Raw genomic sequence first — 19,201 nt, forward strand, 5'->3', positions numbered from 1 at the left:
TCGATGGTGTGATTGAACTTGAGCCAGATTATGCAGAAGAAGTCAATGAAAAGCTCAAGCTAACTTTTCCAGATGTCTCAGCCGTCCTTGTTCCTGTTTCTGAAATTGAAGATGTTGCTGATGAACACGCCGAAGAAAAACCACGCAAGAAAAAACCACGCAAGGAAAAATCAGATGAAACAAGTGATTTAGCTGCTGAATAAATAAGGGGTGGTAACACCCTTTATTTTTAAAAAGGGAGGTTATACATGACTTATTTAACAGAAACTGAATTTAGTGAGTTGGGCTTTGATGAAGTTTCGGATTTTAGTAAGCTATGCCAACGAGCCAAAATTGTAATCGACTTGTACACGCAAGGCATTTATCAAAAAGGGCTTGATTTTGAAACAGACTATGATTATAGAAAACGTTCTGTGAAACTTGCTATGGCGTTTCAGATAGCCTATTTTGATGTCTCTGGTATTTTATCAGCAGATGATAAACAGGCACTATCTAGCGTTTCTATCGGTCGCACAAAGATTGATTATAGGCATCCTCCAAAAGGAGCTAGTCAGCAATTCAATATTTCGATTGATGCAGAGAATGCTTTGAAATCAGCTGGATTTAGTCTAATTGTGGGTGTTGATTATGATAGATAAGCGATTGTTGAAAGATAGTGTTGTTGTTAAAAAAATAGCAACTAAAGACGATTTTGGAGATGCTACTATGTCCGAACCATTGGATGTCAATCCTGTTCGTTTTGATAGGTCAGTGGCAGTCAGAGGTAGCGACAATTCCAAAAGTCGTTCAAAAGTCGGTGTAATTTATATTTATCCAAAGTTCTCAAATGTGACAGTTGACGATACTTGGCTGGGTGCGATTGTTAACGATGGAGAGCGTGATTACACCGTTGTTGGCTATCAAACCAACTTTTTAAATGGCAAGATTTTCAGTTACGAAGTGGAGGTTATTTGATGGCTGATGTTAGAGTAACTGTTAATTTAGATGGTGTTCAGCGTAAATTATCGCCCCAAGCGATAAAACGTGGCAAGGTAGCTATGGGGGAGGAGGGACTGTTGATAATGGAACACCATGTCCCGTTAAAATCTAGCGGAGAAGAAAGTTTAAGAGCCTCTGGTCATGTTAATGGTAACGGCGATATTGTTTATAACACTGTTTATGCTAGGGCACAGTTTTATGGGACAAATGGCATCGTAACGTTCAGAAAGTACACTACCGCAGGTACAGGCAAACGCTGGGATAAACCTTTAAAAACAAATATTGACAGGCTCAAACGTGCAGCTGTTAAAGCTATGGGGGTTAGATAATGCAAAATAACCGAAACTTTCAAGAGGTGCTTTTAGCACGTATCAACCAGATACCAGGTATTGATATTAGGGCTAGGATTGACTATTTCAATGATGAGAATGATGACTTGGTTCTAAATGCTGTTTCTGGTGGGACGGTCGATAAAGAGTACATGGACGGGACTAGAGAAGTCTCGCTGCCATTTGAAATAGCTGTTAAAAGCAAAAATCATAAGCGAGCAAACGACATTATCTGGCAAGTCAATGGCGATTTGTCAGAACTGGATATTGATTTGTCTAGTACAGACGGGACATACACCTTTTTGTCTTTGAGAGTTGAGAAACCAGGCATCAACGGTAGAGATGAACAAGGTTACTTTATTTATTCGATGCAAGTCATCGCTAAATTAGAAATCACAGGAGGAAAATAACATGGTACGTATGAAGAATGCGAAACGCAAACACGAAATCGCACCTTTTGACCCAAAAAATCCAACGACTGTTCCAGAAGATGGCGCAGCATGGAAAAGATTAGCTAAATACATTGAGACTGTCGAAGATGAGACAGATGAAGATACTGACGATACTGGTTACTACGATGGCGATGGTACGCCAGAAGAAACAGTATTGTCAGTTGTCGGCGGCTACTCGTTTGAGGGTATTTTTGATCCAGAGGATGCTGCTCAAGCAATGATTGCAGCAATGAAATATAAGACTGGAGATGCAAGACGTGTGTGGCATCGAGTTACAACATCGGATGGTAAAAAGAGTTTTACACAGGTTGCTAACGTATCCGAAATCAAAGCCGGTTCTGGCGAGGCGACAGCTTATGAGGAATTTGGTTGTACGCTGAAATGGATTAAAGAGCCAGTTGAGAAAGCAATTACTGATTAGGAGGCCATAAATGTCAAATACTATCAATCTTAATTTAGGGACTAAAGCCCTAAGTTTCAATTTTGGAGCGTTTAATCTTGATTATTTTGCAAGTGATAAAAAAGATAAACAAGTTCAAGACAAAGCTGTTGAACTTGAGCAAAAAGTGGATGCGTATCAAGCAGATGCTGACACCATGAACGACCAAGAAGGAAGAAAAGCATTAAAACCCCTTATTGATGAGTTTTTTGAGGCTATGTTTGATGCAGATGCCCCTCAAAAAATTTATGATGCAGTAGGCGAAAATACTTGGAATTACCTCAATGTCTTTTTGCAGGTTTCGGCCACTATTCAAAAAGAATGGAAGAAAAAATTAAACGATGACAATTTCAAGAAGTATCTTGCTGAATAATGTTTGATATTTCCAAAAAGATGGATGACAAGCTGGTACTTAATAACAAAGAGTATCAGCTTTTATTGTCGTTTGATAGGGTCTTGTGGGTTTTTGATATGTGGAGCAAGGAGCATATCCCTATTGATTTAAAACCTAAACTAGCTTTAGCAAAGCTAACTGATGATATGACTTTTAAAGATATGAAAACAGAGGATGCGTTAGCCATCTATAAACAGGTTTTTGAAAAGCATATACAGGTTACTAGAGCTATTGATGAGGTCGATAGGTATGACATCGAGGGGAATGTGTTACCTAAAAAGCCTAAAGATGACCCTGATAGCGATGATAAGCCCTTGTTTAATGTCAAATATGATGGCGAGTACATTTTTTCATCGTTTATGCAAGCCTATAACATTGATTTGATTGAACAACAAGGTGAATTGCATTGGCAGAAATTCAATGCTTTGTTATCTGGATTGCCAGACAACACAAAATTTGTTGAAGTTATGAAGATTAGAGCGTGGAAACCATCCAAGGGTGACAGCTCTAAAGAAAAACAAAAAATGCGAGATTTGCAAGAATACTACGCATTGCCTGATACATAACAAAGAGAGGAGGTAAAACATGGCTGACGGTAAAGTTACCATTGCGGTTGATTTAGATGGTAAAAGCGCACAAGGTGATATAAATAGCTTGAAGTCATCTTTGAGCAGTCTGGGGTCAACGTTCAAGTCTGTTTTAGGCGCTAATTTGGTGGGTGGCGCTTTAATGAGTGGCATTAGTGCGCTTACTGGAGGTGTAAAAAGTGCCTTTTCATCAGCAATCAGCGAGGGTGCAAAACTCCAACAATCAATAGGAGGTATCGAAACACTTTTCAAAGGTTCTGCTGGAACTGTAAAACAGTATGCTGAAAATGCCTTTAGAACAGCTGGCGTATCGGCGAACGAATACATGGAGAACGTTACCTCATTCTCTGCTAGCCTTATTTCCTCATTGGGTGGAGACACAGCGGCTGCGGCTGAATTGGCTAACGTCGCAATGACGGATATGTCGGATAATGCTAACAAAATGGGCTCTGACATGTCACGAATAACAGATACTTACCAATCATTAGCACGTGGCAACTATGCTATGTTAGATAACCTAAAATTAGGCTACGGTGGCACGAAAAAAGAAATGCAACGTCTGATTAAAGATGCTGCATCTTATAAAGATGTCCAAAAAGAGCTCAACATGACTGTTGATGAGGGCGATTTGTCGTTTGCCAATATGGTCAAAGCTATATCCGTTGTGCAAAAACACTTGGGCATTACAGGTACTACAGCAAAAGAGGCATCAGAAACTTTTTCTGGCTCTTTCTCAGCTATGCGTTCAGCTTTTAAGGATTTCTTGGGAAATCTTACAACAGGCGGCGACATCAAGAAACCTTTGGAAAATCTTGCTAAAACAGCCTCCACATTTATATTCAAAAATGCTGTTCCTATGGTAGCAAATGCTTTCAAGGCATTGCCAAAAGCTATCTCAACATTTTTTGCCTCTGCCAAACCAGAGATTGAGGATGGGTTGAAAAGGATGTTGCCAGAAGCGACTGTAAATAGTATTATGGGAGCTTTTGATAAAATTGGTAATTTCTTTTCTAGTTTTAAAGATACAGGAGCTTTAACATCAGTAGCAAATGCTTTTAATGCAATCAAAGACGCAATAGGTCATGTCTTTTCAGCTTTAAGTGGAAACGAGGGAACTCTAACGACAATTGGCAGTTCGTTAGGTAATGTTGTCAAATGGTTTGCAGAGGCGGCTCAAAAAGGAGCTGAATTTATTTCATCTTTGCCCCCTGATACAATTAGGTCTATCGCTGGCGCAGTTTTGGGAGCAGTTGCTTCCTTTAAGGCAATGAAGGGAGCTGTTTCAGCAATAAACAATGTACGTACAGCGTTTAGTTTGTTAAAAACAGCTTTGACAGGCAATCCGTTTGTGATTGCAGCGGTCGCCATAGGTGTCCTTGTTTTCGCTTTTATTAAGGCATATAACAGCTCTGAAAAGTTCAGGAATGCTGTTGATAAGGTTGTAAGTAGTGTTTCAAATTTCTTGAAAAATGCTGACCCAGAGAGATTAAAAAGTTGGGCGGCAACGATTGCAGCAGTAGCAGGCAGCTTTGCAATATTTAAAAAAATCAATGGTTGGAATCCATTTAAAGCGTTTGGCACGGGTGGTAAAACAGCCTTAGATAGTGTTAAGAATGCATTGTCTGGGACAAGTAGCGAATCCACACGTTCCAAGGGTATTATTGAGCAGGTCTTTTCTGGGCTAGGTACATTGATTTCATCAATAGCGCAAGGTATATCAACAGTTTTACAAGGTCTTGCAGCAGCTATATCAACAGTAGCACAGGGATTTGGACAAGCGGCATCTATGGCAAGCCCAGCTCAATGGTTAGCTATGGGGGCTGCGATGTTGATGGTTGGTGCTGGTGTGGCTTTGGTCGCTGGCGGTATCTATATCTTGGTACAGGCTGCCATTCAACTATCTAGCGCTGGTAGTGGAGCTGCAATAGCTCTTGTTGGTTTAGGTGTCGGAATTGCTGCTTTAGCAGGTGTATTTGCTTTGCTAGGGCCAGCTTTGTCAGCTGGCGCAGTAGGTATTCTAGCTTTTGGTGCAGCAGTCGCCTTGATAGGAGTTGGAGTTTATGCAGCATCAGCTGGATTATCAATGTTAGCTGGACATTTGCCAACCATTGCAGCACACGGAGCGAGTGCGGCCGTTGGAATAGCAGCGCTTGGAGCTGGTTTGCTAGTGATGGGAGCAGGTGCTTTGGTCGCTGGTGCGGGAGCTTTAGTATTGGGTGCTGGTTTACTTGTAGCAGGCGCAGGAGCTCTAGTTTTTGGGGCAGGTATGCTTGTTGCTGCTGCTGGAGTTGCAGCCTTTGGAGTTGCGCTAAATGTTTGTAAACCAGGTGTGACGGCTTTCGCCAACGCTATCACAAAAGTCATCAATGCTATTAGTGGAGGATTGGTAGCAATCCTTAACTCTATATCTGGAGTTATTACATCTGTTGGTACTGCAGCACTTAATGCGGGAAAAGGATTCAATCAGCTTGCAAATGGTGTTGTCAAGATAACCAACACTAATCTTGGAGACATGGCTGCGTCACTCACGGCTGTTGCAATTGGTGTTGGTAAGATTGCAGGTCAGTCAGCAGGGTTAGCACAAGCTGGATCTGGCATGACTAAGCTAGGTACTGGCATGCGTACAGTATCAATCGCATCTACCACAGCAGTTTCAGGTCTGACAGCATTTGCTACTAGAATTACTACCCTATCAACAACAGTAAGCACATTACCAACGATGATGACAACAGCATCAGCTGGATTTGCGAGCTTTACTGCTCAAGCAGTAAGTGGTGTAGCAGGTTTATCAGCCATCAATGCACCTATCGCTATGTTTAAATCTCAAATCATGACTATTACACCAGCTTTAATGATGGCGAGCACAGGGTTTGCCTCATTCGGTTCAAGGGCAATGGTTATTAGTGCAGCTTTTGTTACAGTTGGAGGACTTATCACGGCATTTAATGCACGTGTCATGACAATCACAACATCAATGACAACAGCAAGCAGCTCATTTACTATGTTAAGCTCTGGAGCTATGATTGCTGGTACAGCTTTAATGGCAGTATCAACAGGTTTTGTGCAAGTTGGGTCAAGCTCTACAAGCGCCTCAGCGCAAGTCAGAAATATGGCGACTAGCACACAATCAGTTATTTCAGCTTTTAACGCTATGCGAGGACAAGTGCAATCATCAATGCAAGCTATTTTGTCTACTATTCGCTCTGTTGGTAGCCAGATGAAGTCGCAAGGTCGCCAAATCGGACAACAAACAGCCCAAAATATCGCTCAAGGTATTAGGGGTGGTGTAGGACAAGCACAAGGGGCTATGCAAGCTATATTAAATGCTGTACGAGCTACTGGTATGTCTGGTGTTGGTATGATGCAAAGTATCGGCTCTATGATCGGTCAAGGTTTAGCAGCTGGTATGATGTCAGCTTTAGGAGCTGTTACGGCGGCCGCTAATGCTCTTGTGGCGCAAGCTGAAAGAGCGGCAAGGGCAAAAGCTCAAATTCACTCACCATCACGGCTTTTTAGAGACAGTGTTGGTCGTTTCTTGCCAATGGGTGTTGCTGTTGGTATTGAGAAAAACACCAAATATGTTGATAAGGCTATGGGGAGCATGTATGACGATATACAGGCATTTAGCTATAAAGCAGAGGATGTTATCGGAGTTGGTAAAACAAAGCTATCTAAAGTAGTACAGGTCAAATCTGACTTAGAAAGTGCTATAAAGGCGACTGTTGAGGTTGCTAAAGAGAAGTCTAACAATCTTTTGGAAAAGGCTCTTGATGTTGCTGAAAAGGCAATGGATAGACCAGTGGAGATGTTGTTAGATGACAATACACTTGTTGCTAAAACAGGTGACAAATTCGCTAGTTATCAAACTGAACAAGTGAGACGTGAGAACAGAATGAAAGGAATACTCGTATGACCGCAGAAATGACATTCAACGGTGTTGATATGTCACGTTTCTTTAGAATTACGGATATCATTCGCCCAATTGGAAACAAAAGGAGCGTATCTACGGATAGCGCTCCCGCCTTGGGCGTAAACATCCAGCAAGTGAAACGTGCAGAAAAAGAACACACCATTAAATTTGACATGAAAGCCTCTAGTCCTGTTGAAATGGAACAGCTTAAACATGACTTGGCAGGTGTTTTGAACGTCTTAGAGCCAGTTAAAATCACCTATGGCGATGAACCAGATAAGTATTACCTTGGTATGCCAGTAGATGACATTACGCCAGATAACTTGACAAGGTGGTTTCAACGGTCAGAGCTTAAACTTATCATCCCAGACGGAGTAGCTCATAGTTCCAGTTATAAACGCTTAAAGAGTCAACCGTTCAGAACACAAAAACCTAAAATAACATTTGATATTACTAACGCTGGCACAGTTCCAACATATCCAATTATAAAAGTCAAACATCATTCGGAAAATGGTTATATTGGCTTAGTAAATTCTAGTGGTGCTCTTGAATTAGGTTATCGAGATGGTACTTCCCCTCAACCCAAGCAATCTTCTCTGGTTGCGTTAGATTTTGGAACAGGAGATAACATTACAAAAGCGATTAGAAATGGGGTTGTAAATCAAGCAGTAACGCCTGAGAGAGTTGGTTTATCAGGAAAGATTGATTTGTTTCATAATAGACTACAATTGCCACAATCAAAAACCTTTCGAGAGGGTAATACAGCGTGGTCAAATAGTCTTGATGGACATCTTGATTTCACAACTGTAAAGACAAGTGAAAAATCAAAAATAGTTGCTAAAAATAGACCTAGATTTGAGTGTAGGGATAACTTAGATTCTTCTGTCATGGATATTTGGCAAACACGTATGACAGTCTATCTTAAAGCAAATACAACTTATACATTGACAGCCAGAGGTTGCTCACGTAACTATGTACCAGGTCAAAAAGATTTACCGTATATTTTTGTTGATTTTAGTTATGGAAATGACTTAGGTGCTTTTCTTGATTTTAAAAATAGAGATTATCAAACAGATTTTATAACTTTTACAACGCCAGAAAATTTAGATGAAAAAAAGCCTTTTGTTATTAGAGGCATGGCAACTCCAGAAGATCAAGACTGGACTGGATTGTGCTTGGATTGGTATGTTTTGTATGAGGGCGAAAAATCATTTAGTTCATATCCCACAAACGATGCGTCACAATATATGAAATATCGCTATATTGGTTTAACGAACTCATCAGCTATTTCAAATCCACGGTCGTATGTTTGGCAAAAAGAAACGGATGATGCTACAGAACGCTCTCTATATGCTGAGACGTGGAAAGCTTCGTCTTTATCCTGGGATATTCCTGAAACAAGTCTTAATGAGTCGATTTGGTGGAGTCAGCTTTTTAAAAGTAACAATTTAAATTGCTTAGGGAAAATACTAATATCCGTTTCTGATAGAACGGGAATGCTTTTGTATGGTTTTTCTGTTGAAAAAAATGAAATAGGTTCAAAGGCAGTTGCAAAAGTTTTTGGGAAAAATGGAGAGGTTATGCGATCTTGGGATTTTAAAGTATCGGATAAGTTAAGTGAAAATCCTTATGCTGATACTAGTGGTGTCGGTCATTTAATGCGACAAGATGAGATTTTGAAAGTTAATTGGTTTGGAACGTTTTACACTCTACAAACTCCGTTAATAAAAGGCCATAAAGCTAGCAAGGTTCATTTAACATTTTTTCACAGAGGAGCTATCAAAACATTAGATTTTATGAGCGTGGGAGGCTTGATTGTTAGGCGTGATTTTGTAACAAATGGAAATGAAGTGCCAAATCGCTACTATGCTGGGTCAGAAGTGGTAATTGATTGTGAATCAGACACAATCTTTCTTGACGGGCAAAATAGTACAAGAGATCTAGTAGATGGTTCTGACTGGCTGGAAATCCCTCCTGGAAATAGTCAACTGGATTTGTTTGTATCTAGCAATATTCAAGATATGCCTGATGTGACTATATTATTTGAGGAAAGGTGGCTATAATGCTTTTAACAATCCATGACAGGAATATGGTTAAAGTTGGTTTCATAGACAACAAGAAACAAAAAACACTTAATTATTATGCGGATAAGTGGGTTCGTAATCTAGAAAGTGGAGCATCAACATTTGAATTTACTGTATTTAAAAAAACAATACAATCAGATACAGCTCATGAAAAGGCTTATAATCTTTTGCATGATAAAGCATATATATCGTTTAAACATGATGGAAAATCTTATGTTTTCAACATAATGCGTCTTGTTGAAGATGAAAAAACAATCACATGCTATTGTGAAAATTTAAGTCTTTCTCTGATCAACGCATATTCAAATCCTTACAAGGCAGAAAGAGCAATGACTTTTGAAGAATATTGTATTGCATTTGATTTATTAACAAGTTCGCAATTAACAATAGGTATAAATGAGATATCAGAGAAAAAATTAAAGCTTGATTGGGATGGACAAGAGACAAAGTTAGCACGCTTGATATCTCTTGTGCATCGCTTTGGAGCTGAAATGGATTTTGAAACTCTCTTATATCCCGACAGTAGCCTGAAACAGTTTACTGTTAACATTTACCGCGCTTATGACGGAGATGCTTTTCATGGCGTTGGTCAAGCCAAACAAGCTGTTCTGCGTTATGGCAAACACATTGAAAGCATTGTTAGAACTATTGATAAAACAAATATCTATAACGCTGTAAGACCTGTCGGGAAAAATGATGATGAAAAGACCGTCACTATAGATGGTTTGGATGGCTGGGAATCGTTCAATGATGCGGGTGTCAGAGAATTTTATCAATCTGGGGACGTATTGTATGCTCCCCTCTCTATGCAGGACTATCCAGCTAGTTTTGCAGGAGATCAAAACTATATTGTTAAAGATATAGAAGTTGATTCCGATAACCCAAATCAAATCAGGGCGGTAGGGATTAGAAATTTAAAGAAAAATGCCTATCCAGCTGTTACATATGAAGTAACAGGTAATACTAATTTAAATATCGGTGATACGATAAAAATTATGGATGATGGTTTCCATCCAACGCTGTTTTTAGAGGCACGTGTTGTAGAGCAGATAATTAGTTTTACACAACCTAACCAAAACAAGACTATTTTTGGAAACTTTAAAGCTTTAGAAAATAGGTTATCCGATAAAATAAGAGATCGGTTAGAAGAATTGGTTGATAGCATTAGACCATATATTTTAACGTTATCAACTGATAATGGCACTGTATTTAAAAACGGACAAGGGGAAACACTCGTTAATGTACATTTAAGTAAAGGTATAAAGCCAGTTGATAACGCAGTGTTTAAATGGTCATTTAAAAATCAAGAGTTTCAATCAAACGATTTTACTGTTCGATCAGGAGAAGTAAACGAGACAGAGGTACTGACAGTATCCGCTTTAATAGGTGACACAGTTGTTGCTAAACAAAGCTTGACTTTTATTTCAATTTTCGATGGTCGAGATGGAAATGACGGTGTAGCAGGTCGAGATGGCGTAGGTATTAAAAAAACAACTATCACATATGCAAGTTCTACTAATAGCAATCAGGCACCTCATGGCGGATGGCAGCAGACTGTCCCGCATGTTTTGCCAGGTCAATATTTGTGGACCAAAACTGTATGGACATACACTGATGGAAAAACAGAAGTAGGGTATAACGTTTCTAGGATAGGACAAGACGGTAATACTGGTAGAGATGGCGTACCTGGAAAAGATGGGGTTGGAATTAGAGATACTACTATTTCTTATGCACAATCAAGCTCTGGCACAGTGGCACCGTCAGGCGGTTGGAGAGAACAAGTCCCTGTTGTATCTCCAGGTCAATATTTGTGGACTAAAACTGTATGGACGTACACTGATGGCACTAGTGAAACAGGCTATTCAGTAGCGTACAAAGCTGTAGATGGTCAACCTTCTCATATCCATTTTGCTTACGCAGATAGTCAAGACGGTCGACAAGGTTTTAGTTTTAGATCTAACGGTCAGCGCTATAGAGGACATTATTCAGATAATAATAGAACACCAAGCCAAGACCCAACTGCTTACAGCTGGATTGACACTTTGGCTCATGTCGAGATGGGAATTAGAAACTACGCCGAGGACTATTATTTCACAAAAGGTCTTTGGGAGTATTCGCAGGGAGATAATTCACCTCAAAACATTAACTTTAATGATGGCAGTTATACATTGACAACGACTACAAGGACTTGGCACCAATTACAAATTCATTCAGAAAGCGGTGGGCGTTTGGGTGGCAAGGCTGATAGTACGGCTTTGGCAGAACTTATTGAGGGCGAGACATATACACTCTCTGTTGAGGTAAAGGTCAACTCTGGAGACGATATGATATGGCTAGAATTGCGTGACAATGGACGTGTTAATTATAACCATGTGGTTACTCACATCGGTGGTTCATCATCATCTAATCTTATTCGTGTAACTAATCAATGGAAACGTTACGAAATAACAGGGGTGATAAAACCAAATAATGATTTCAGTCATAGGCGTATTATTTTGGGATACAACGGTATTGGATCTGTTTCGTTTAGAAAAGTGGAATTAACTAAAAGTAGTACTTTTGTGGATGCTGGTGTATCTCAAAACGATATAAGGAGAGAACTGAACTCAAAAGCAGAGCAATCACTGACTGAAGAACAACTTAACGCATTAAGAGAACAACAAGAGATACAAAAAGTAGAGCTTGAGGCCAAGGCCTCGTTAGAGGTTTTAAATGAATGGAGGGAGGCTTATGAAGCGTTTGTCAATGAAAATAGACAGGCTCAAAGCGATTCGGAAAGTGCATTGATAAAAGCCTCAGCACGTGTATCAGCTCTTGAAACGGAATTCGGAGAATTTAAAGAGTTAAAAATCTTTATGACAAAATACATATCGAGTTCCGAAGAGGGATTGATTTTAGGTAAACATGATGGAAGTACAGCAATTCGAATTGATACAGATAGGATTTCGATGATGTCCGCAGGTCGTGAAGTCATGTATATTAGTCAAGGGGTTATTCATATTGATAACGGTATTTTTACTAAAACTGTTCAAGTAGGAAATTTTAGAGAAGAACAATATCATTTAAATCAAGATATGAATGTGATTAGATTTGTGAAAGGGTAAAAAATGCGAAAGAGAATTATAAACACAACGAATTATAGTGATAAATACGTTGATATGGATGTTTCGTGGCATGTTGTTAGTAGGGATGAAGCTCAAAATCGTTCTACTGGTAAATTGAAAGTAACGTTATACGCTTCTGATGAATACACATTAAATTCAATTCGCAAAAAGTTGAAGACTAGGTCTATAACAGTTGGGGGGAGACAATTATTACCTATATATTTCGACTCAAATAGCAGAACAGAATCGGGGCCTACTGAACACAGCATAACATTCTACAGTTTCGAAGAAACTTTTGTTCACAACGAAATTGGTGAATTAACAGCACCGGTAAATATGGTGGTACGTAATGAAAGTTACATGGGTGAAGATACTGTTGTTTTTGATTTTAGAATTGTAACACAAAACATCAATAGAGCTAGTGTCGTTAGTACAAGTGGTGATTTAATTGGCGGTGCTTTATCAATCGGTATTTCAAGAAAACATAACTTGTTTAAGCATAATATACGTTATGAGGTTGGGAATCAATCAGGTGGCATTGCTAATAATGTTGATACAAGCTATCGCTGGACAATTCCAACAAGCATAGCTACACAATTTCCCAACTCAACACAAGGAAGTTTGAAACTTTACGTAGATTGCCTTTACAATGGAAAAAAATTTGCGACTGTTACTCATTTTTTACAGATAAGAGTACCAGATACAATGGTTCCGACATTTTCTGGCGTAACATTGACAGATAAAAATGGCACTGCTAGACAAATAATGCCAAGAAACAACTTTATACAAATCATATCTGATATTCAGGTTGCTTTTTCAGGAGCTAGTGGCATCAATGGTTCAAGTATAATTAGTTATCGTGCTGAAATCGTTGGTCGCTCACAAACTATATCAAGCAACAATGCGTATCTGGGGATTATGAATTGGTCGGGTAATGCGGTTTTGCGAGCATGGGTAATTGACAGCCGTGGCAGAACATCAGCAAAAAGAGACTTTCCATTTACTGTACACGCTTATAAATCACCTGCATTAACATTTAAAGTTCAACGAACTGGCGCAAAATCTGATATTTTATCAATTTATCGCACTGCTCAAATTACACCACTGACGGTTTCTGGAGTGCAAAAAAATACAATGACGCTCAATTTCAAAACGGCTTTGAAAGGTTCGTCTCAATTCACATCTAACAATTCAAGTGCGAGCGGATCATGGACAAACACCTCTCAGTTGACAAACTCTTTGGCAAATCTATCTGGAACGTTTCCGCTAAGTAATTCTTACACAGTCTTAGGTACATTATCAGATAGGTTTCATAGCGTTGAGTTTCAGTGGGTTGTTGGGACTGAACAAGTGGTGATGAGCTATGACAAGGATGGTCGTGTTGGGATTGGTAAGGTTGCGGAATTAGGAAAGGCTGGCTCTCTTGATGTCGCTGGTGATATTTATAGTGGTGGACATGCCATCCAAATTCATCCTTTAACAGGAGGAAATCCAGCTTTAGGCTATTTAGATAGGTTTGATATTGATTCACCTAAAAAAACGGGATTTGGTTGGGGACTTATAAGTAGATTTTTCTCTTCTTTTAACTCAAATGGTGTCATTCAAACATTTTTCACTAACGACAAAGAAGCTACTCAAATTTGGACAGCTCATACTGGCAGGGCGCAATTCGGCAGATATCGTTCGTGGAGTAATGGGGACTGGGGCGAGTTGTGTGCTGTTGGTATTGACAATTTTTATCCTGTCGGCAGTCTCTATCTCTCGACAAACAACACTAACCCCTCGACGTTCATGGGTGGAACGTGGGTATCCCACAGCAATAGCAACGGTATTTATTACTTTAAACGAACAGAGTAAAAAATCCCTAGTTTAAAAGGGATAATGGAAATATAGGAGGATATACATAATGTTAAAAATTACTAAAACACGTCAAACAACAGCAGAATTTTTTGTAGATGAAGATGGTCAACAGAGACTTGTCAAGACTACTGTAGTCAATACTGGCAATGATGCTGTCTCAACAGTTTATGAAACGCTGCATGAGCCAGACTTATATGCAAAACATCGCAGAGAAATGCGACAGTATGAAAAACAACTGCGTGAATTGCGCTATAAAATCGAGGATGAGATTTTAGCAGAGCTGGATAAAGCAACTGAGGAGGAGTAACATGACTGAAAATGTTTCAATAGTATTAGCAGCTATTGTGGGCTATATCGTCCCAATAGCTAGTTTGTACTTTACGAATAAGGCTCGTATCAAGGAGTCGGAGCATCGTCAAACGGTGCTTGAAATGGAAGTTAAACACCTCACTGAAAAGGTTGAACATAATATTGTTCGCTTGGATAATCATGATGAACAAAGCAAGGCTTTGTTTGCGTTTCAGGAGCAGGTGAAGCACTTGATGTTAGTTGTCGAGGAAGTTAAAAATGATGTTAAGTCGATTATGAAAGGAGAATAACTATGATTATCAACTGGAAACTACGTTTTAAAAATAAGGCTACACTAGCAGCAATTGTAGCAACAATTATCTTGCTAGCTCAACAAATCGGTTTAAAATTGCCTGACAATATCACCGAAGTCACAAATACAGCGCTGACCTTGCTTGTCTTGTTGGGTGTCATCAATGATCCAACAACAGCAGGCCTATCAGATAGCGATAGAGCGTTAAGCTATCGTGAACCAAACTAAGAGGGGAAAACAGTGAAAGCGATAGGCAAGTTACTCATAGCGATTGCGTTATATGTCTTGTTGTATATCGTTTTCTTTCCTTTCTTCTGCATGCTTTTATTTTTGGAGGAATATTATGACAACAGTAAATGAAGTAGTACAATTTAATGTCAATCTTGCCCATTCTGGAATGGGAGTAGACAAGGATTTAGTTCATGGTTTTCAGTGTGCGGATGTTCCTTGCTACACAGCTAAACATTTTTTCGGAGTTGATTTGTGGGGGAACGCTATTGATTTGTTAGATTCTGCAGAATCAGCAGGTTGGCGAGTTGTGCGTACACCTACTAACGAAAAACCACGTAAAGGTGCGTTCTTTGTTCAGTCGGTACCTTATCACGAATTTGGGCATACTGGTATGGTGTATGAGGATAGCGATGGCTACACTATGAAAACTGTTGAACAGAACATTGATGGAAATTGGGATGCACTTTATGTTGGAGCTCCAGCACGTTTTAATACCAGAGATTTTACTGGGATTACTGGTTGGTTCTATCCTCCTTACGAAGATGGAGGCGTAGCAGTCCAAATTGAGCCTACAAGCCAAGAAATTGAACTGTATCCAGAGAATGGGACATTTACATTAGGTGAAGTGCCTATCAACGTTAGACGAGCTCCTAGCCTCAATGGTGAGGTTGTAGCAGTCTATGAACCAGGTCAATCGGTAAAATACGATAGCAAGGGTTCAGCTAATGGCTATCGCTGGATTTCTTACATTGGATCATCAGGTAAGCGTAATTATATGGCGATTGGTCAGACAGACCAAAACGGTAATCGTATTAGCTTGTGGGGAACACTCAAATGATTTATGTGATATAATAAAATAGCCTTTGGCTCCAACACAACCATCCTCGATTTAGTTCGGGGGTGTTTTTTTCGTTGCTCGGAAAAAAATCAAAAAAATTTAAAAAAATGTACAAAAAATGTTGACGTACGGAAACATTTGGTATATAATATAATCATAAAGATAAAACAAATAGCCAAAACGGCAGGAGGAAACAAAAATGACAATGGCACACATCAAACTTTACGAAACTAAAGAACCAGAACTTCAACTAAACGATATCGAATTTATTGGTTGGGTTGACAATACAGATGTTGAGCTTGCATTAGTAGTTGACGGTAAGTTTGTTAATCACGAAAGAATCATTGAAATCGACATGAACAAAGTTGATGAAGATGAGTACGACTTTGATGATAAAAAAGATATCGAAAAATATATCTCAAACGAATGTAACTTAGATAATGCAGTGAAAGTCGCAGAAGGCTACGATAACGTATGATATTAGATACAGAAAAGGTTGAGAAGGTCTTGCTAGACAAGGCTTTCTCTGGTCCTTTAATTCAAGCAAAAACTGGAATTTCTAGAGGGAAAGTCTCAAAGCTAAGAAATGGCGATTGTTCTTTTAAAGACATGACCATTGAAAGCTACAAAAAAGTCCAGAAATGGATTGATGATGAAAACTTATGATATAATAAAAAACGTGACTAGGTTTCCAGTCACGTTTTATCTTTATTGCCACCCAAAAGGGTGGTTTTTTTCGAATTATAAAACAGGAGGAGAAAACATGTTTTATAAAAGTGAATTGGAAGAAATGATTGAGAGAGGTTTAGTTCAAGACACAGTGAATGTCATTAGGAAAAACGGACAGATTTTTGATGTGGTACTTGATGGTGAACCCATCAAGGATGATGAGGTTGTGACGGTTGAGGATTTAGCTGGTGTATTGAATGAACTTTCTACATATTAAATACAAAATTAAAATACACGCATTGAAATACGTGTACTTTAAATTAGTGTTTTCGGCCATTAAATTTTCCACTTTATTTTTATATGGCCTTTTTTTACAAACACTCTGTCAATCAAGAGGTTAACCACGTTTTTTTGCTTGTCATATTCAAGCAAAAGTATATCTTTATTGGAAAGAACCTGTAAAAAATTGTTTTTCTTTTTTTGTTGTTCAATTTCAGGATTGTTGTTTAATTGTTCCTCTAGCAAGTCACGCTTTTTCATCAAGCTACTGTTTTGTTCTTTCAGCTCATCAAGCTCAATCATGTCATTCAAGTAAAGCTCATTTAGCTTTTTTATTTTTGCAGATAATTCAGCTATCTGTTTTTCGATTTTTGAGATATCTATAGTCCTGGATGATACGAATAGGCTATCTAGTTCATTGGGGTTCATCTGGAGCTTTTTAATCTGGTCGAGGACATACTCTTCCAGAGGCTCTGCCAAATATGAGCCAGAGTCACATTTTTTATAGTCGTTATAGACAGTTATGGGTCTTGTTGACTTTATGTGCCTGTTACTGCATTGATATTTTCTAGTCCTAGTTCCGTCTAGCCGCTTTTTATTCAATATGATTTCTAGCGGAGCGCCACAATAACCGCAGCGTATCATGCCAGATAGCAAATATTTTGATCTGAAAGGTCTGGAGTTTTTATTAAAGGCGTATGTTTCTTGCCGCCTTCTATCGTATTCTTCTTGAACCTTTAAGAATTTATCGTAGTCAATTATCTTTTCGTTAGAGCCATCATATATTTGACCAATATACCTCACTTTTCCAGCGTATACAGGGTTAGTTAGTATTCGTCTTAATTTTTCATAGTACCATTTTTTCCCATCAGTGATTAAATTGTTTTCATTCAAGTAGTCTCTTAGTTTTGATACAGACCTGCCACCGAGAAATTCGCTAAAGATAATTTTAACGATTGCAGCCTCTGCCTCATCAATGACAAGTGAGCTTGTTTCTTTGTCATATCTGTAACCATAAGAGACTTGCCCCCACATCATAGGCTTTCCTGACTTTGCACGACCGATTTTACCCATCATCATACGCTCTCTGATAGTATCTCTGTCTAGTTGCCCAAAAGCTGATAAAATACCGACCATAGCCTTTCCTAGAGCGCTAGATGTGTCAAAGTTTTCTGTCAAGCTGATAAAGCCTATCCCGTTTTTTTCCAACACATCCTCAATGAATGCGATATTGTTACGTTGAGAGCGACCAAGCCTTTTTAGATCATAGACAATCATAGTGTTAAATTTTTTCTTTTTGGCATCTTTAGATAGCCTACTCAATTCTGGTCTTATGACGGTAGCGCCAGATACACCAGCGTCAATGTATGTATCATACACAGACCATTTGTGTAATTTACAGTAATTAGTGAGCAGAGCTATTTGTTCATCAATACTGTACCCTTCTTCGGCTTGACCTTTTGTACTTACACGTACATATATTGCTACTTTATTAGTTGTTTTCATTGTTTTTGCACCTCTTTTTTGATAAAATAGGTACAAGAAAAAGGGCTTTTTAATGCCTTATTTCTTGTAGTGTAGCCTTATGCTCCAAGATTGCCGTCTGGGGAGCATAGGGCTTTTTTGCTTTAAATTTCTACTGGGACAAAGCTACCAATAACATCATAAATCTTGATATAGGTATCTTCAGCTGGCGGGTAGTCTATAAAGATATCATCGTACTTTTTATTAAGTGAGACAAGACGTAGACCACCTTCTTCCGTGTAGACTTTTTTAAAATATGTTTCGCCATTGTGAACAACTATGCAGAGCTGACCACTATATGACGACAACCCTCTGTCTACCAGATAAAGCATATCGCCTTGTTCGTACTTTGGCAACATACTATCCCCGCGGACACCGATAGCGTAATCATGCTTGGGTGGTTGCTCTCTCGTGTAGACCGTATAAGTATCGTAGTCATCCGCTTCATATCCACGACCAAGACCACTTGCAGCCGCAGCATAAGTAATCCCTTGCACTTCATATAGGTCAGACTCGTCTTCGAGTTCTTGTTCTTTTAACTGTATTTTAGCAAAATCAAGAACTTTATCTTGCCTTGGTTGTTCTAGCTGGTTGTAGATGGTGAGGATTGGGAGAGTAGCAATAGCAGGGTCGTCCGTCCACCCCATAAAATATGCAGGTGTTGTATTGAGAACGGTAGCTATTTTTTCTAGTGTTTCAGTAGGCATTTTCTCAATATCCCCTTTTTCATACCTGAATATTGTAGAACGTGATACCCCTATTTTTTCAGCTAACCAATCGGCATTGAAACCCAGCTCTATTCTGCGGGCTTTTATTCTTGCTCCTACACTCATTTTTTGACCCCTTTTATAGTTTATATTTAGATTATACACCCTATATCGCAAAAATGCAACAACAAAAATCGCAAAAATGCTATTTTGTT

At 39.0% G+C, this 19,201-nt stretch carries 20 protein-coding genes and 1 pseudogene; 19 read left to right on the forward strand and 2 right to left on the reverse strand.

Going from position 1 to position 19,201, the window contains the following annotated elements:
• The 19 genes and pseudogenes from ACVRZH_RS06905 to ACVRZH_RS06995 form a co-directional block, all read left to right on the forward strand.
• Nucleotides 1–203 (forward strand): hypothetical protein (locus tag ACVRZH_RS06905; protein ID WP_447454562.1); only part of this gene is annotated, 203 nt, incomplete at its 5' end.
• A 45-nt stretch (nucleotides 204–248) separates the two neighbouring features.
• Nucleotides 249–638, forward strand: coding sequence for a hypothetical protein (locus tag ACVRZH_RS06910; RefSeq protein WP_447454563.1), 390 nt, complete (start codon nucleotides 249–251; stop codon nucleotides 636–638).
• Nucleotides 628–954: a putative minor capsid protein gene (locus ACVRZH_RS06915; protein ID WP_447454564.1), complete on the forward strand. Its 327-nt coding sequence runs from the start codon at nucleotides 628–630 to the stop codon at nucleotides 952–954. The genes ACVRZH_RS06910 and ACVRZH_RS06915 overlap by 11 nt, the downstream gene beginning before the upstream one ends.
• Nucleotides 954–1,307, forward strand: coding sequence for a minor capsid protein (locus tag ACVRZH_RS06920; protein ID WP_447454565.1), 354 nt, complete (start codon nucleotides 954–956; stop codon nucleotides 1,305–1,307). Before ACVRZH_RS06915 ends, ACVRZH_RS06920 begins: the two co-directional genes overlap by 1 nt.
• Nucleotides 1,307–1,717 carry a minor capsid protein gene (locus ACVRZH_RS06925; protein ID WP_447454566.1) on the forward strand — a complete coding sequence of 137 codons (411 nt, stop codon included), beginning with the start codon at nucleotides 1,307–1,309 and terminating at the stop codon, nucleotides 1,715–1,717. The genes ACVRZH_RS06920 and ACVRZH_RS06925 overlap by 1 nt, the downstream gene beginning before the upstream one ends.
• Nucleotide 1,718: 1 nt before the next feature.
• Nucleotides 1,719–2,180, forward strand: a complete 462-nt coding sequence (locus ACVRZH_RS06930; RefSeq protein ID WP_447454567.1) for a phage tail tube protein — start codon at nucleotides 1,719–1,721, stop codon at nucleotides 2,178–2,180.
• Between the two features lie 10 nt (nucleotides 2,181–2,190).
• Complete coding sequence (locus ACVRZH_RS06935) at nucleotides 2,191–2,571, forward strand: hypothetical protein (protein WP_447454568.1); 381 nt, start codon at nucleotides 2,191–2,193, stop codon at nucleotides 2,569–2,571.
• On the forward strand, nucleotides 2,571–3,158 hold the full coding sequence (locus tag ACVRZH_RS06940; RefSeq protein ID WP_447454569.1) for a Gp15 family bacteriophage protein: 588 nt from the start codon (nucleotides 2,571–2,573) through the stop codon (nucleotides 3,156–3,158). The genes ACVRZH_RS06935 and ACVRZH_RS06940 overlap by 1 nt, the downstream gene beginning before the upstream one ends.
• Before the next feature lie 19 nt (nucleotides 3,159–3,177).
• Nucleotides 3,178–7,092, forward strand: coding sequence for a tape measure protein (locus ACVRZH_RS06945; protein WP_447454570.1), 3,915 nt, complete (start codon nucleotides 3,178–3,180; stop codon nucleotides 7,090–7,092).
• Entirely contained in the window at nucleotides 7,089–9,152 is a 2,064-nt protein-coding gene (locus ACVRZH_RS06950; protein WP_447454571.1) for a distal tail protein Dit, read from the forward strand. Before ACVRZH_RS06945 ends, ACVRZH_RS06950 begins: the two co-directional genes overlap by 4 nt.
• Complete coding sequence (locus ACVRZH_RS06955; RefSeq protein WP_447454572.1) at nucleotides 9,152–12,277, forward strand: phage tail spike protein; 3,126 nt, start codon at nucleotides 9,152–9,154, stop codon at nucleotides 12,275–12,277. Before ACVRZH_RS06950 ends, ACVRZH_RS06955 begins: the two co-directional genes overlap by 1 nt.
• Before the next feature lie 3 nt (nucleotides 12,278–12,280).
• Nucleotides 12,281–14,134 (forward strand): DUF859 family phage minor structural protein, encoded by a 1,854-nt coding sequence (locus tag ACVRZH_RS06960; RefSeq protein WP_447454573.1) that lies wholly within the window; start codon nucleotides 12,281–12,283, stop codon nucleotides 14,132–14,134.
• Nucleotides 14,135–14,183: 49 nt separating this feature from the next.
• Complete coding sequence (locus ACVRZH_RS06965; RefSeq protein ID WP_447454574.1) at nucleotides 14,184–14,444, forward strand: hypothetical protein; 261 nt, start codon at nucleotides 14,184–14,186, stop codon at nucleotides 14,442–14,444.
• Between the two features lies 1 nt (nucleotide 14,445).
• Nucleotides 14,446–14,736, forward strand: coding sequence for a DUF7365 family protein (locus ACVRZH_RS06970; protein WP_447454575.1), 291 nt, complete (start codon nucleotides 14,446–14,448; stop codon nucleotides 14,734–14,736).
• A 5-nt stretch (nucleotides 14,737–14,741) separates the two neighbouring features.
• Entirely contained in the window at nucleotides 14,742–14,966 is a 225-nt protein-coding gene (locus ACVRZH_RS06975; protein WP_447454609.1) for a phage holin, read from the forward strand.
• Between the two features lie 115 nt (nucleotides 14,967–15,081).
• A pseudogene (locus tag ACVRZH_RS06980) lies at nucleotides 15,082–15,807 on the forward strand (SH3 domain-containing protein); the annotation flags it as partial.
• A 199-nt stretch (nucleotides 15,808–16,006) separates the two neighbouring features.
• Nucleotides 16,007–16,285 (forward strand): hypothetical protein, encoded by a 279-nt coding sequence (locus ACVRZH_RS06985; RefSeq protein ID WP_447454576.1) that lies wholly within the window; start codon nucleotides 16,007–16,009, stop codon nucleotides 16,283–16,285.
• A complete protein-coding gene (locus ACVRZH_RS06990) occupies nucleotides 16,282–16,473 on the forward strand; it encodes a hypothetical protein (RefSeq protein WP_447454577.1) in 192 nt (63 codons plus the stop codon). The genes ACVRZH_RS06985 and ACVRZH_RS06990 overlap by 4 nt, the downstream gene beginning before the upstream one ends.
• 97 nt (nucleotides 16,474–16,570) lie before the next feature.
• Nucleotides 16,571–16,753, forward strand: coding sequence for a competence regulator inhibitor paratox (locus tag ACVRZH_RS06995; RefSeq protein WP_447454578.1), 183 nt, complete (start codon nucleotides 16,571–16,573; stop codon nucleotides 16,751–16,753).
• A gap of 59 nt (nucleotides 16,754–16,812) precedes the next feature.
• Here ACVRZH_RS06995 and ACVRZH_RS07000 read toward each other — a convergent pair whose 3' ends face one another.
• On the reverse strand, nucleotides 16,813–18,261 hold the full coding sequence (locus tag ACVRZH_RS07000; RefSeq protein WP_447454579.1) for a recombinase family protein: 1,449 nt from the start codon (nucleotides 18,259–18,261) through the stop codon (nucleotides 16,813–16,815).
• Nucleotides 18,262–18,383: 122 nt separating this feature from the next.
• Nucleotides 18,384–19,112, reverse strand: a complete 729-nt coding sequence (locus tag ACVRZH_RS07005; protein ID WP_447454580.1) for an XRE family transcriptional regulator — start codon at nucleotides 19,110–19,112, stop codon at nucleotides 18,384–18,386.
• Nucleotides 19,113–19,201 lie beyond the last annotated feature (89 nt).

The organism is Streptococcus fryi, assembly GCF_053206505.1.

Excerpts from the sequence above, each read along its gene's own strand:
- ACVRZH_RS06910 (WP_447454563.1), top strand. The coding sequence starts at position 249 with ATGACTTATTTAACAGAAACTGAATTTAGTGAGTTGGGCTTTGATGAA.
- ACVRZH_RS06915 (WP_447454564.1), top strand. The coding sequence starts at position 628 with ATGATAGATAAGCGATTGTTGAAAGATAGTGTTGTTGTTAAAAAAATA.
- ACVRZH_RS06920 (WP_447454565.1), top strand. The coding sequence starts at position 954 with ATGGCTGATGTTAGAGTAACTGTTAATTTAGATGGTGTTCAGCGTAAA.
- ACVRZH_RS06925 (WP_447454566.1), top strand. The coding sequence starts at position 1,307 with ATGCAAAATAACCGAAACTTTCAAGAGGTGCTTTTAGCACGTATCAAC.
- ACVRZH_RS06930 (WP_447454567.1), top strand. The coding sequence starts at position 1,719 with ATGGTACGTATGAAGAATGCGAAACGCAAACACGAAATCGCACCTTTT.
- ACVRZH_RS06935 (WP_447454568.1), top strand. The coding sequence starts at position 2,191 with ATGTCAAATACTATCAATCTTAATTTAGGGACTAAAGCCCTAAGTTTC.
- ACVRZH_RS06940 (WP_447454569.1), top strand. The coding sequence starts at position 2,571 with ATGTTTGATATTTCCAAAAAGATGGATGACAAGCTGGTACTTAATAAC.
- ACVRZH_RS06945 (WP_447454570.1), top strand. The coding sequence starts at position 3,178 with ATGGCTGACGGTAAAGTTACCATTGCGGTTGATTTAGATGGTAAAAGC.
- ACVRZH_RS06950 (WP_447454571.1), top strand. The coding sequence starts at position 7,089 with ATGACCGCAGAAATGACATTCAACGGTGTTGATATGTCACGTTTCTTT.
- ACVRZH_RS06955 (WP_447454572.1), top strand. The coding sequence starts at position 9,152 with ATGCTTTTAACAATCCATGACAGGAATATGGTTAAAGTTGGTTTCATA.
- ACVRZH_RS06960 (WP_447454573.1), top strand. The coding sequence starts at position 12,281 with ATGCGAAAGAGAATTATAAACACAACGAATTATAGTGATAAATACGTT.
- ACVRZH_RS06965 (WP_447454574.1), top strand. The coding sequence starts at position 14,184 with ATGTTAAAAATTACTAAAACACGTCAAACAACAGCAGAATTTTTTGTA.
- ACVRZH_RS06970 (WP_447454575.1), top strand. The coding sequence starts at position 14,446 with ATGACTGAAAATGTTTCAATAGTATTAGCAGCTATTGTGGGCTATATC.
- ACVRZH_RS06985 (WP_447454576.1), top strand. The coding sequence starts at position 16,007 with ATGACAATGGCACACATCAAACTTTACGAAACTAAAGAACCAGAACTT.
- ACVRZH_RS06990 (WP_447454577.1), top strand. The coding sequence starts at position 16,282 with ATGATATTAGATACAGAAAAGGTTGAGAAGGTCTTGCTAGACAAGGCT.
- ACVRZH_RS06995 (WP_447454578.1), top strand. The coding sequence starts at position 16,571 with ATGTTTTATAAAAGTGAATTGGAAGAAATGATTGAGAGAGGTTTAGTT.
- ACVRZH_RS07000 (WP_447454579.1), bottom strand. The coding sequence starts at position 18,261 with ATGAAAACAACTAATAAAGTAGCAATATATGTACGTGTAAGTACAAAA.
- ACVRZH_RS07005 (WP_447454580.1), bottom strand. The coding sequence starts at position 19,112 with ATGAGTGTAGGAGCAAGAATAAAAGCCCGCAGAATAGAGCTGGGTTTC.